This window comes from Streptomyces sp. TLI_053 (assembly GCF_900105395.1).
Taxonomy (GTDB): Bacteria; Actinomycetota; Actinomycetes; order Streptomycetales; family Streptomycetaceae; genus Kitasatospora.
The window spans coordinates 6,957,204-6,970,000 of sequence record NZ_LT629775.1; the positions used below are offsets into that span (position 1 = coordinate 6,957,204).

Annotated in this window: 13 protein-coding genes and 1 pseudogene; 8 read left to right on the forward strand and 6 right to left on the reverse strand. The window is 72.6% G+C overall.

What is annotated here, in order from left to right:
* Positions 1-115: 115 nt before the first annotated feature.
* A complete protein-coding gene (locus BLU95_RS29015) occupies positions 116-388 on the reverse strand; it encodes a hypothetical protein (protein ID WP_093862572.1) in 273 nt (90 codons plus the stop codon).
* A 7-nt stretch (positions 389-395) separates the two neighbouring features.
* Positions 396-614: a hypothetical protein gene (locus tag BLU95_RS43420; RefSeq protein ID WP_093862573.1), complete on the reverse strand. Its 219-nt coding sequence runs from the start codon at positions 612-614 to the stop codon at positions 396-398.
* Positions 615-1,082: 468 nt separating this feature from the next.
* Here BLU95_RS43420 and BLU95_RS29025 point away from each other — a divergent pair, with 468 nt between their 5' ends.
* Positions 1,083-2,072: a helix-turn-helix transcriptional regulator gene (locus BLU95_RS29025; protein WP_093862574.1), complete on the forward strand. Its 990-nt coding sequence runs from the start codon at positions 1,083-1,085 to the stop codon at positions 2,070-2,072.
* Between the two features lie 310 nt (positions 2,073-2,382).
* Positions 2,383-4,806 (forward strand): DUF8508 domain-containing protein, encoded by a 2,424-nt coding sequence (locus tag BLU95_RS29030; RefSeq protein WP_093865208.1) that lies wholly within the window; start codon positions 2,383-2,385, stop codon positions 4,804-4,806.
* A gap of 84 nt (positions 4,807-4,890) precedes the next feature.
* Here BLU95_RS29030 and BLU95_RS29035 read toward each other — a convergent pair whose 3' ends face one another.
* Positions 4,891-5,808 (reverse strand): SGNH/GDSL hydrolase family protein, encoded by a 918-nt coding sequence (locus BLU95_RS29035; RefSeq protein WP_093862575.1) that lies wholly within the window; start codon positions 5,806-5,808, stop codon positions 4,891-4,893.
* A gap of 350 nt (positions 5,809-6,158) precedes the next feature.
* Entirely contained in the window at positions 6,159-6,572 is a 414-nt protein-coding gene (locus BLU95_RS29040; RefSeq protein ID WP_093862576.1) for a DUF3592 domain-containing protein, read from the reverse strand.
* Between the two features lie 251 nt (positions 6,573-6,823).
* Between BLU95_RS29040 and BLU95_RS29045 the strand changes: the two genes are divergently transcribed.
* From BLU95_RS29045 to BLU95_RS29060, 6 genes and pseudogenes are all read left to right on the forward strand, one after another.
* Positions 6,824-7,279: a (2Fe-2S) ferredoxin domain-containing protein gene (locus BLU95_RS29045; RefSeq protein ID WP_231977838.1), complete on the forward strand. Its 456-nt coding sequence runs from the start codon at positions 6,824-6,826 to the stop codon at positions 7,277-7,279.
* Positions 7,280-7,356: 77 nt separating this feature from the next.
* Positions 7,357-7,608 (forward strand): hypothetical protein, encoded by a 252-nt coding sequence (locus BLU95_RS29050; protein WP_030391225.1) that lies wholly within the window; start codon positions 7,357-7,359, stop codon positions 7,606-7,608.
* Between the two features lie 187 nt (positions 7,609-7,795).
* Positions 7,796-8,299 (forward strand): hypothetical protein, encoded by a 504-nt coding sequence (locus BLU95_RS44430; RefSeq protein WP_231977839.1) that lies wholly within the window; start codon positions 7,796-7,798, stop codon positions 8,297-8,299.
* Positions 8,227-9,084, forward strand: a pseudogene (locus BLU95_RS44435) (choice-of-anchor A family protein); the annotation flags it as partial. The gene BLU95_RS44430 and the pseudogene BLU95_RS44435, both read left to right, overlap by 73 nt.
* Positions 9,085-9,246: 162 nt before the next feature.
* Positions 9,247-9,897 (forward strand): MSCRAMM family protein, encoded by a 651-nt coding sequence (locus tag BLU95_RS45635; protein WP_502689871.1) that lies wholly within the window; start codon positions 9,247-9,249, stop codon positions 9,895-9,897.
* A 251-nt stretch (positions 9,898-10,148) separates the two neighbouring features.
* On the forward strand, positions 10,149-11,813 hold the full coding sequence (locus tag BLU95_RS29060; protein ID WP_093862577.1) for a purple acid phosphatase family protein: 1,665 nt from the start codon (positions 10,149-10,151) through the stop codon (positions 11,811-11,813).
* Between the two features lie 66 nt (positions 11,814-11,879).
* On the opposite strand, the gene BLU95_RS29065 is transcribed toward BLU95_RS29060, so the two are convergent.
* The gene (locus BLU95_RS29065; RefSeq protein WP_030391222.1) at positions 11,880-12,212 is read right to left on the reverse strand and encodes a YnfA family protein; all 333 of its coding nucleotides are present in this window, start codon (positions 12,210-12,212) and stop codon (positions 11,880-11,882) included.
* A 124-nt stretch (positions 12,213-12,336) separates the two neighbouring features.
* On the reverse strand, positions 12,337-12,795 hold the full coding sequence (locus BLU95_RS29070) for a PIN domain-containing protein (RefSeq protein WP_093862578.1): 459 nt from the start codon (positions 12,793-12,795) through the stop codon (positions 12,337-12,339).
* Positions 12,796-12,797: the final 2 nt, after the last annotated feature.

Below are 12,797 nucleotides of genomic sequence, written 5' to 3' on the forward strand. Positions count from 1 at the left end.
TGTCAATAAGGGGCCGGTCAAGCCATAGGCATGAATCGGCCAAACCCGTGGGTGTGCGCAACCGTCCGAAATCAGGACGGAAGGCGGGAGCGAGCCCGGCGGAGGGCCCCGCGGCCTACGGTGGAGCCGCCACCGTGAAGCGGTGCGCGGGGCCCTCCGCCAGTGCGCGGCGGAGCAGGGCGTACGCCCTCAGCTCGGCCGCCTCCCGGTCGGGGGCGCGGACGTACAGCACGACGCCGACGCCCCCCGGGAAGGAGCGGGCGCGGACGTGCTCCAGGCCGTCGCCCGGAGTGGCGCGCGCCCACAGGGCGCCCTGGACGTCGGCGGGTCCGGTCTCGACGGCGGGCGCGGCCGAGACGTCCAGGAGAGTCAGTTGGACGGCGAACACCGAACGGTCAGTCCCAGCCGATGCCCGGGCCGTCGGCGCGGGAGGAGTCCCAGCCGATGCCTCCGGTCCCCCGGACGGCGGGGGCGTCCCAGCCGATCCCGGTCCCGTCGGCGTGGGCGGTCACAGGGGCGGCCGGGGCGGCCTGCGCGGAGGCGGCGGGGGCGGCGGCGGTGGCGAGGGTCAGTGCGAGGGCGGCGGCGGCGAGCAGCCGGACGGGCTTCGGCACGGCGGTTCCTGTTCTGCACGGTGGTTCAGGGCGTGGTGGCGGTGCGGGGCGGTTCAGGGCGGGACGGTGGTGCGTGGTGCCGGTGTGCGACGGTGCGTGGTGCCGGTGCGGGGCGGTGGTGCGTGGTGCCGGTGTGCGATGGTGCGTGGTGCCGGTGCGGGCGGTCCGGTGTCCGTCCGCAGACTGCATCCTTCCGTCACCCGGTCCGCGCCGGGAGGGAGTTCGCCGGGCAGCATCCGGCCAGGCAGCTTGCTGCAACCCCGGGACGCGGTTCGCGGGGTGGCGCCGGTCCGCCCGAACCCTTTGCGGAACAGACCGGACGGTCCGGTTCGGGTGACCGGATCAGGTCTTGTGGCGACGGGAGCACCGGAGGAAGGATCGGGGGTCGCCGGGGCGGACCGGAATTCCGTCGCGAGCCGCGATGGGACGCGATGAGACGTGATGTCGTGACGGTCAGGGGTCGTTGACGTGCTGGAACTGCTGGGCGTGGACACCACCGCGGAAGCCGTGTACCGCGAGATGCTCGCGGATCCGGAGGGCGGGGTGGCCGAACTCCGGGAACGGCTCGACCTGCCCGAGGCCGACGTCCGGGCCGCGCTCGACCGCCTCGCCGACCTGACCCTGCTGCGCGCCTCCCGGGAACGCCCCGGCGCGCTCTGGCCGGTCAGCCCGGAGCGCGGGCTCGAGCTGCTGCTGCGCCGCCAGGAGGAGGACCTCGCCCGCCGCCAGCAGGAGCTGGCCGTCTCCAAGGCCGCCGTGGCGCGCGCCGTCGCGGAGTACGCCACCCTCCGCTCGGCCACCCTGGTGGACGGCGGCGAGCGCCTGGTCGGCCTGGACGCGATCCAGGCCAAGCTGGAGACGCTGACCGCCCGGCTGGCGACCGAGTGCCTGGCGGTGATGCCCGGCGGCGCGCAGTCCGCCGCCAGCCTGGCCGCCTCCCGCCCGCTGGACGAGGACGCCCTGAGACGGGGCGTCAGCCTGCGCACCATCTACCAGGACAGCGTCCGCAACGACCCGGAGACCTTCGCCTACACCCAGTGGATGACCGGCCTGGGCGGCCGGGTGCGCACCGCCCCGGTGCTGCCGCCGCGGATGCTGGTCTTCGACGGGACCACCGCCGTGGTGCCGATCGACCCGGAGAACACCAGGGCCGGCGCCCTGTGCACCGAGGAGCCCGGGATCGTCGCCTCCCTGGTCGCGCTGTTCGAGCAGACCTGGGAGACCGCCGCCCCGCTCGGCGGGGACCCGCGCCCCGAGGACGCCGGCACCGGCCTCAGCCCCGGTGAGCGCGAACTGCTGCGGCTGCTCTCCACCGGGCTGACCGACGACGCGGCGGCCAAGCGGCTGGGCGTCTCGGTGCGGACGGTCCGGCGGCAGATGGCGGCGCTGATGGAGCGTCTGGAGGCGGCCAGCCGCTTCGAGGCGGGCCTGAAGGCGGCCCAGCGCGGCTGGTTGTAGCCGGGGTCACAGCTTCGGGGTAACGGACTGTCGCTGTGCTGGAGAAGTTCACCTCCAGGCTCTTGTCCGGTCATTTTCTACGCGCGTATCTTTGGGGCGCTGCGGGGGGCGGTTCCCGACTTCCGCGCGGATTTCTACGCGGGTAGCAGGACAGCGGGGCCGGGCACCGGCCGATGCGTCAGGTTCACCCGTCCGGCCGACCCGCACCGCCGACCCGTCCGTCGACCCGTCCGGCTGAACCGTCCGGCCGACCCGCCCCGCCGACCCACCCCCATGCACCACCCGAGCTAGGAGCCCCGTTCCGGTGACCATGCCCATCGCTCCCCGTCCGCGCTCGCGCCGCGCCCTGCTGCGCGCGGCCATCGTCCCGGCCGGTCTGGCCGCCTCCCTGGTGCTGGCCCCGCTGCCCGCCGCCGTGGCCGCGCCGTCCGCGGACGCGCTGATCTCCGAGGTCTACGGCGGTGGCGGCAACTCGGGCGCCACGCTGAAGAACGACTTCGTCGAGCTGGCCAACAAGGGCGGCGCCGCCTTCGGCCTGGACGGCTGGAGCGTCCAGTACATATCGGCCGCGCCCGGCCCGAACTCCCAGTGGGGCGTCACCCCGCTGACCGGTTCGATCGCCCCCGGCGGGCGCTACCTGGTCGGCGAGGGCGCCGGCGCCGCGGGCACCGTCGACCTGCCCACCCCGGACGCGGTGGGCTCGCTGGCGCTGTCCGGCACCAGCGGCACCGTCGCGCTGGTGCACGGCACCGACCCGCTGACCTGCAAGACCGCCGCCGACTGCGCCGCGGACCCGCGGGTGCGCGACATCGTCGGCTTCGGCACCGCCGTGGTCCACGAGGGCTCCGCCTCGGTGGCCGGCGCCTCCAACACCGCCTCGGTCGCCCGCAAGGCCGGTCTGCCGGACACCGACGACAACGCCGCCGACCTCGCGGCCGGCGCCCCGTCGCCGACCAACAGCAAGGGCGAGGTCGCCGAGGGCTCCACCCCGACCGGCCCGACCGAGCCGGGCACCGTCCGGATCCACGACGTCCAGGGCCGCACCCGGCTGTCCGACCGCACCGGCAAGACCGTCGCGGGCGTGCCCGGCATCGTCACCGGCGTGCGCGCGTACGGCTCCAAGGGCTTCTGGATCCAGGACCCGAACCCGGACGCCGACCCGGCCACCAGCGAGGGCGTCTTCGTCTACACCGGCTCCGCCAACCCGACCGTCAAGGTCGGCGACTCGGTCCTGGTCACCGGCAAGGTGACGGAGTACTACCCGAACTTCACCGGCGGCTCGCAGTCGCTCACCCAGCTGACCAACCCGGCCGTCACCGTGGTCTCCTCCGGCAACCCGCTGCCGGCCCCGGTGGTCGTCGACACCCGCAACATCCCCGGCACCTACACCCCGGCGGCCGGCCCGGACGGGACGATCAACGGCGTCACCCTGGACCCGGAGAAGTACACCCTCGACTTCTACGAGTCGCTGGAGGGCATGCTCGTCGAGGTCCGTGACGTCCGGGTGATCCAGGCCACCGACAAGTACAACGAGCTGTGGGTCGCCGCCGACAAGCAGGACCAGAAGAGCCAGCGCGGCGGCGTGCTCTACGAGTCCTACGCGGAGCCGAACGTCGGCCGGCTGATGGTGCAGCAGCAGGCGCTCGTCTCCCAGCAGGCCTTCCCGGTCGCCAACGTGGGCGACGTGCTGACCGGCGTCACCAACGGCCCGCTGGACTACAACCAGTTCGGCGGCTACACCCTGGTCGCGGGCACCCTCGGCGCGCTCCAGGACAACCACCTCCAGCGCGAGGTGACCGCCCCGACCGCCGACCGCGAACTCTCCATCGCCACCTACAACGTGGAGAACCTGGCGGCCACCAACCCCGACAGCAAGTTCGCCGAGCTGGCCGCCGGCGTCGTCACCCACCTGCGCTCGCCCGACATCGTCGCCCTGGAGGAGATCCAGGACAACAACGGTGCCAAGAGCGACGGCACGGTGGACGCGAGCGAGACCGTCGCCAAGTTCGTCGCCGCGATCAAGGCGGCCGGCGGCCCGGCGTACGACTGGCGCTCGGTGGACCCGGAGGACGGCAAGGACGGCGGCGAGCCCGGCGGCAACATCCGCCAGGTCTTCCTGTTCAACCCGCAGCGGGTCTCCTTCACGGACATCCCCGGTGGCGCCGCCACCGCGGCGGTCGACGTGGCCGGCACCGGCTCCGCCGCCTCGCTGACCGCCTCGCCCGGCCGGATCGCCCCCGCCGACGCGGCGTGGACCAACAGCCGCAAGCCGCTGATCGGCCAGTTCTCCTTCCGCGGCAAGAAGGTCTTCGTCATCGCCAACCACTTCAACAGCAAGGGCGGCGACCAGGGCATCGACAGCCGCTTCCAGGCGCCGACCCGCTCCTCGGAGACCCAGCGGGTCGCCCAGGCCACGGTGGAGCAGGCGTTCGTCGCCAAGCTGCTGGCCGCGGACAAGAACGCCAAGGTGGTCTCGGTCGGCGACTTCAACGACTACCAGTTCTCGCCCGCGCTGACCACGCTCACCAAGGACGGCGTGCTGCGCGACCTGGTGAACGAGCTGCCGGAGAAGGAGCAGTACTCCTACGTCTACCAGGGCAACTCGCAGGTGCTGGACCACATCCTGGTCAGCCCGGAGGTCGGGTACGCCAAGTACGACGTGGTGCACATCAACGCCGAGTTCGCCCAGCAGGCGAGCGACCACGACCCGCAGGTGGTCCGCATCAAGCCGTGAGGCCGGCGGAGCACGACCGAGGGGCGGTGACCGGGGACCGGTCACCGCCCCTCGGGGCTTGTGGGGGCGTGTCTTCCGGAAGCGTTACCCGAGGGCCTTGAGCACGGCGTCGGCCATGACCCGCTCACCGGTCGCGTTCGGGTGGAAGGGGACGGCGGGGGAGCCGGGCAGCGCGCCCTCCACCCAGCGGTCGGACGAGCAGACGTCGTGCCCGCGGGTGGGCGTGGCCGTGTCCACGTAGGTGGCGCCGGTGGCGCGGGCGGTGGACTGCAGCATGCTGTTCAGCCGGCCGAGCACCTCGTGCAGGTACGGGATGTCGCGCGGGGCGATCGGCTGGCGCAGGACGCAGGAGGCGCCGTCGGCGGGCAGCACCGACGGATACCCGACCAGCAGGATCCGGGCCTTCGGGGCCTTGGCACGCAGCCGCTTCACGGTGTCGGCGAGCCGCGGTCCGGTCCGGTCGATCCGGTCGGCGAGGTCGTCGTTGCCGTACTGCCAGGACCAGCTGGACCAGTCCCAGTACCCGTGGTGGTAGACGTCGGTGCACGGGGTGCCGAGCGGGTTGACCACGGCGCCCGCGATGCAGGTGGCGATCACGTCGGCGATCCCGAGGTCGCTGTCGCCCAGGTCGTTGCCGCCGATCCCCAGGGTGATCAGGTCGGTGTCGGCGGTCACCGCGTCGATCTGCGGGTCGTTGACCCGGATGAAGGCGTCGTACTGCGCCTCGGTGATCGACTTCACCTTGGCGGCGGCGCAGGTGACGTCGCGGTAGGCGGCGGCGTTCAGGGCGGCGGCGACCAGGTGGCCGTAGTTGCGGTCGGAACGCAGGCAGAGGCCGGCCGACTGGTTCGGAACCCCCGCGCCGGCCGCGTAGGAGTCGCCGAGCGCCACGTAGCGGTGGGGGGCGGGAGTGGCGGCCTGCGCGCTGGTGGCGGTCATCGCGAGTGCGGCGCCCAACGCGGCGGAAGCGAGCAGCAGGGAATTCCGGGCACGGCGGAGCACGGTTCCTCCTGGGGGAGAGAAACGGGTGGGTGGGGGTGGTGCGAGCCGGGCCACAGCTACTACTGACAGGTAAGTTACTGGCAGGTTTCGCGGTCGTCCATGCTGTGCGCATACATTTCCGAAAATCCGTCAGAGGTTTCGGAAGGCGCTCCGGCGGGAATTCCGAATTTCGCTCCGAGGAGTTTCGAAATGCATTCCGAGACGGGGCGGAGCGGAATTCGGGCGGTGCCCGCCAGGGGGCGGGGTGCCGCCGTGAGGGTGGCGTCGGGGCCTGCGCGGGGGCGGGGTGCCGCCGTGGAGGTGGAGGTGGCGGCGGGGTGGGGGCGGCGCGGTCCACGCGGTCCACGCGGTCAGTCGGCGGCGGCGACCCAGAAGAAGAAGACCGTCATCACGGCGAAGAGCACGCAGGCGTACCCCAGCAGCCCGACGCCGTCGGCGCTGGGGAGGCCGAGGACGACGACCTTGTCCGGGAACCGCGGGAGGTGGGCTACGTCGACCTCGTCGCCGGGTCGGAGTCCGGTCGGCCCGCGCAGCGCGATCGACGTGGTCGCCTCCACCGCCGGGCCGACCGCGACCTCGAACCGCACCCGGACGGTGTCCTCGTAGCCGCCCTCGTCGCCCACGGGCGTGCTCGTCACGGCGACCACGCGGGCCCGGTGGCGAGTGCCGAAGCGGTGGATGCGGAACGTCCGCGAGGCGCGTGATCCGGTCCAGTACGAGCTGCCGGCGAACACCGTCCCGATCAGCAGGGCGAGAAGGTTCACAGCCGTGCAGCCTACGCCCGAGGCCCGGTCCAAGCCCAGGGCTTTGCCGTCAACTCCCTTTTGTTGGAGTCTGGTTCATGTCGGCCGCGGTACCAGAGGCGGCCCTCGGCAGGCGGCCGGGTAGGCTGCGGCTGCCGTCCTGGTGTCACCCGGCCGGCGGGCTCCACCGTGATCGTCGGCCGCCGCGGCCTGCGGCCGCCGCGCGCACGGGCGCGGCGGCGGGCCCTGGGGAACGAGGAGGCCGGGGAACCATGAGCCGTCGCGAGCGCGACCGGATCGGCAAGCAGGGCGGAGCCGGCAAGCAGGGCGGGGCGGGGAAGCAGGGCGGACGCGGTCCGGCCGCCCCGGTGACCGTCACCGTCTGCCGGGGCTGCTGCTGCGGCACCCAGCAGAAGCACCCGGGCGTCGACCACGCCGGCCAGTACGAGCGGTTGCGCGCGGCGGTCGGCGACGCCGGCCGGGTCCGCGCCGTGAAGTGCCTGGACACCTGCGCGCACTCCAACGTCGTGGTGGTCGGCCCCTCCAGCGAGGGCCGCGCGGCCGGCGGCCGACCGGTCTGGCTGGGCTGGGTGCTGGCGGACGACATGATCGAGGAGATCGCCAGCTGGGTGCACTCCGGCGGCCCGGGTGTCGCCGAACCGCCGGGGCTGCTCGACCTCCAGCAGATCTCGGTCTCCCGCCGCGTCGGCGAGGGACTGCCGGGCTGACCCCGCCGACCCGGGCCCGTACGTGGAGCGGCTGGCCTAGCATGACCTAGGCTCCGCGCGCCGACAGGAGGAAGACGATGACCACGGTCTGCCGCATCTGTGCAGGCACCGGCCGCACCGCCGGCCTCAGCTGCCGGACCTGCCAGGGCACCGGCACCACCGAGGTCGGCGGTGGCGGCGGCAACTGCTTCCTCTGCGACGGCACCGGGGTGTACGTCCGCTACCGGGTCGACGCGGGCGGGGCCAAGCACGCGTACCGCGACGAGATCTGCCGCACCTGCGACGGCACCGGGAACCGGGCCGCTTCTCCCTGGGACGAGGCGTCCTGACGCCGCGGGGTGCCGGGGCCGGGCCGGAGCCGGTGCCGGTGCCAGGACCGTTGCCGTTGCCGGGGCGGCCCTTCCCCGGCTCCGGACGGTGACGGTTGGTCCGGGCGGGTGCGCCCGCTCACCGCATCAGCGTAGGAGGACGCCCCAGCGGTGACCGCGTTCGCACGGACTGTCGGACGCTACGAGCATGGCTTCCCTGAACCGACTGCTCGCCCGCATACGCCGAAGGGCCGGTGCCCTGGCGGTACCGGGCACCCTCGTCACGGCCCTCGTCCCCGTCCTCGCGCTCGGCCCGGGCGCGGTCAGTGCCGCGGCGGCCCCGCTGCCCGGCGGACTCGGGCCCTGCGTGCCCGGCAGCTGCCCCGTCACTTATCCCACCTCGATCAACAACGGACCGTTCGCCGGCCGGGACAACGGCATCAACGTCTTCGTCGGCGGTGACTTCCTGGTCCGCGGCCGCGCCGCCGAGGCCGAGGGCCGCGTCGTCGTCCTCAACGCCTACGACCAGGCGAAGGAGGCCGGTGTCAGCTCGATCTACAACGTCGGCATCGCCGGCGTCGGCTCCCGGGTCCCCCGCCGGACGGCGCCGACTTCCTCACCACCGGCGCCGGGGTCACCGTCGCGAGCGGCCAGTCCCTGGTGGCCGAGGGCGGCGTCGTCCGCCACGCCGGGCCCGTCAGCGGCACGGTGACCGGCACCTCGACCACCGACGCCAACGCCGTCCAGCCCTACACCGCTCTGCGCGCCCAGCTCTCCGCCGCCTCCGACTGCTACGCCCGGGTCGGCGGCCTGCCCCGCACCCCGACCGGCACGGCGGTCAACCAGGGCGGCCAGACCCTGTTCACCGGTGACGGCAGCTCGGCACTCCAGGTCTTCAACGCGGACTTCGACCTCACCGGACCGACCGGGGGTCAGCAGGGCATCGTCTTCGCCGGCATTCCGGCCGGGGCCACGATCCTGGTCAACGTCACCGGCGCCACCCGCGTCCTGAACACCTACAGCGGCGGCATCAACGACTCCGACGACCCGCTGAACGGCTACCGCGACCACCTGCTGTGGAACTTCCCCGATGCCACCTCGGTCACCCTGGGCGGCACCGGCCAGTTCCAGGGCAGCTTCCTGATCGGCGAACCGGCCTCGCAGACCACGGTCACCCTGGCCGGCGTCAACGGCCGCTTCTTCACCACCGGCTCCCTCACCCACACCAGCCTGGCCACCGGCGGAGGCGGCCAGGAGTTCCACTCCTACCCCTTCAACGGCGACCTGCCCTCGTGCGGCTCCACCCCGGTGACGGGTGAGGTGCGGGTGCTGAAGACGGATTCGGTGTCGGGCGCCGCGTTGGCGGGTGGGGTGTTCGAGCTGTGGGAGGAGACCAACGGTCTGCCGGGTCTGCAGTCCTCGGGCGTGAACCCGGACACCCAGGTGGGGGCGGCCTGCACCACGGGTGCGGACGGTCTGTGCCGTCGGACGGTGGAGGTGGGTACCTACTACTGGCGGGAGACCGCGGCCCCGGCGGGGTACCAGTTGCCGGTGAATCCGGTGTTCGGTCCGTTGGTGCTGACGCCGGAGAACGCCGCGGCGGGTGTGCAGACGACGGCCGCCGACGCCCCGCAGCCCCCGGTGACGGGTGAGGTGCGGGTGCTGAAGACGAACGCCGAGACGGGCGCTCCGCTCGCGGGCGGCGTGTTCGACCTGTGGCGCGAGACCAACGGCATTCCCGGCCTGCAGACCATCGGCATCAACCCGGACACCCAGGTGGGGGCGGTCTGCACCACGGGTGCGGACGGTCTGTGCCGTCGGACGGTGGAGGTGGGTACCTACTACTGGCGGGAGACCGCCGCCCCGGCCGGCTACGACCTGCCGGCCGAGCCGGTGTTCGGCCCGCTGGTGCTGACCCCGGCCAACGCCGCGGCCGGCGTCCAGGTGACCGCCAAGGACTGCCCGTCGCCGAAGCCCCCGGCCACCGGCGCGATCCACCTGACCAAGAAGGACGCCTGGTCGGGCAAGCCGCTCGACGGCGCGGTGTTCGAGCTGTGGCGGGAGGCCAACGGCATTCCCGGTCTGCAGACCATCGGCATCAACCCGGACATCCGGGCGGGTGACTGCACCACTGCGGCCGGCGGCGGCTGCGACTTCAAGCACCTGCCGACCGGTCAGTACTACCTGCGGGAGACCGCCGCGCCCGCCGGCTACCGACTGCCGCCGGACCCGGTCAGCGGACCCTACCGGGTGAACGCCGACGACTGCGTCACCGTCGCCCTCACCAACAAGAAGGACGACGACTGCTGATGACGGGCGTTCATCCGACCGGGTGAACCGGTGGCCGGGACCGTTCTGGGGTCACTCCCGCCCAGGACGGTCCCGGCCCCGGCCCGGCGGCGATCCCCGACCACGGCCCGGCGACCCGTCGCGGAGCGATTCGTCCGCGCACGGCTTTGCCGAGCCATGGTCGAACATTGGCGTTCGACTGACCGGTACGCCCGGGTGCGTTCACCGCCCGTCCGCGTCCGGTCAACACGTGACTGGGAGAGTCCCTGTCCATGGAAACTCCGAACATGGGCGTGCCGGCGAAGCTCGCCGAACGCATGAGCATGGCCGAGCAGCACGAGTACCTGCGGGCCCGTTTCTCCCGCCGCCGGATGCTGCGCGCCGGTGCCGTCTCGGTGGGCGCGCTCGCCGTGGGCGGCACTCTCGGCGGTACCGCCTCGGCCGCCCCCGTCGCGCCGCAGCTGCTGGCCGGCGGCGCCACCGCGGGCATCGACGGCTCGCTGGTCGCCCCGATCGGGCGTCACCTCGCCTTCGGGCCCGAGCCGGACACCCAGTTCCGGGTCTCCTGGCAGGTGCCGGCCCCGGTGAAGCGGCCGTTCCTGCGCTACGGCAAGAACCCGTGGGACCTCAGCCACAAGATCGAGGCGGAGGTGCGCAACCTGCACACCCCGGCCCTCACCCCCACCGGCAAGGCCGTGGACCAGTACTACCTGCACGTGGCGCTGGAGGACCTGCGCCCCGACACCACCTACTACTACGGTGTCGGCCACCAGGGCTTCGACCCGGCCTCGCAGCAGGCGATCTCCACCCTCGGCACCTTCCGCACCGCGCCCTCGCGCGACCACCGCTGGGGCAAGGTGTACGAGCCGTTCACCTTCACCGCCTTCGGCGACCAGGGCGTCAGCGACCACGCCAAGGGCAACGACCACATCATCCTGGCCCAGAACCCGGCCTTCCACCTGCACGCCGGCGACATCTGCTACGCCGACCCGGCGGGCTCCGGCCAGGACTCCGACAAGTCGGTGTTCGACGCCACCACCTGGGACGCCTTCCTGGTGCAGACCGAGACGGTCGCCTCGAAGGTGCCGTGGATGGTCTCCTACGGCAACCACGACATGGAGGCCTGGTACTCGCCGAACGGCTACGGCGGCGAGAACGCCCGCTTCTACCTGCCGGACAACGGCCCGGACAAGCGCAGCGTCCCCGGCGTCTACTCCTTCCGCTACAAGAACGTCGGCGTCGTCTCGCTGGACGCCAACGACATCTCCTACGAGATCCCGGCCAACCTGGGCGTCTCGGCGGGCAAGCAGACCCGCTGGCTGGAGCGCACCCTCAAGGACCTGCGCAACGACGAGACCGTCGACTTCGTTGTGGTCTTCTTCCACCACTGCGCCTTCTCGACCACCCACCAGCACGCCTCCGAGGGCGGCGTGCGCGAGGCCTGGGTGCCGCTGTTCGAGAAGTACCGGGTCGACCTGGTGATCAACGGTCACAACCACGTCTACGAGCGCACCGACGCGATCCTCGGCAACAAGGTCGCCAAGGCCGTGCCGAGCGGCGCCACCGTCGAGCCGGCCACGGACGGCGTGGTCTACGTGACGGCGGGAGCGGCCGGCCGCAGCCTGTACCGCTTCGACGCCCCGGACACCTACGAGGGCCACGAGAACCGCCTCGACTCGGTGGACACCTACTACTTCGCCAAGGGCGGCGGCAAGGTGACCGAGACGGTGGAGTGGTCGCGGGTCCGCTACACCGGCTACTCGTTCATCAAGGTGGACGTCAAGCCCGCCCACCTGGGCCAGAAGTCGGAGATGACCGTCACCGCTCTGGCGGAGGACGGCACCCGGGTCGACCACTACACCGTCCTGCGCACGGTCGGCGAGGGCTGGGACAGCGACCGCGACGACGACGGCGAGGGCGGCGGCTGGGGCTGGTAGTCCCGGTCCTGCTTCGTGCTGTTTCCTGACGTACGTCCTGACGTACCCACGGACCCCGGCGCTCGTTCAGCGCCGGGGTCCGTACATGATCACGGCGACCCCAGCCAGGCAGACCAGGGCCCCCAGCACGTCGTAGCGGGTCGGCCGGAAGCCGTCCACGACCACGCCCCACAGCAGCGAGCCGGCCACGAACACGCCGCCGTACGCGGCGAGCACCCGGCCGAAGGCGGCGTCCGGCTGGAGCGCCGCCACGAAGCCGTACCCGCCGAGCACGACCACCCCCACCCCGGCGAGCCACCACGGCCGCGCCTCGCGCACGCTCTGCCAGATCAGCCAGCAGCCGCCGATCTCGGCGAGCGCGGCGAGCACGAACAGGGCGACGGAACGCAGAACGGTCATAGCGGTCCAGCCTAGGCGGCCGGACCCGTGCGGCCGCCTTCGGGCCGGGGCGCATGTGTGAAGCCCCCTGCCCACCGTTCGGGAATCCCGAACGGTCGGCAGGGGGCTTCGCGCAGGAGCCGGGTCAGGACTCCCGGACGTCGTGCTCCCGGATGTCGCCGCGGACGTCGCCGCGGACGTCGCGCTCCCTGAGTTCGGCGATGACGCGCGCGACGGTGACGAAGTCGCTGTCCACGTGCAGCACCGGGTAGTTGTAGTGCGCCGCGACCGAGCACAGCAGCAGGTCCACCGTGCCTGCCGAGCGGTGCTGCCCCTTCTGGGTGAGCTTGTACTGGGCGTTGAGGGCCCAGTCCTCACCACCCTTCGGGATGCCGAGCGCGGGGCCGAAGAGGTCGTTGAGCTCCTCCTCCAGCTCGTCACGGTGCGCCGGACCGGTGGCCGAGTAGAGGATCTCCGACTTGGTCACCTTGGCGATCCTGATGAGCCCGGACTCCAGCGGCCCTCGCCAGCGGGCGAGCGCCACCGGATCGCGCATCAGGTGGACGAACCCCGAGGTGTCGATCAGGTAGCCGAGGTCGTTCATGT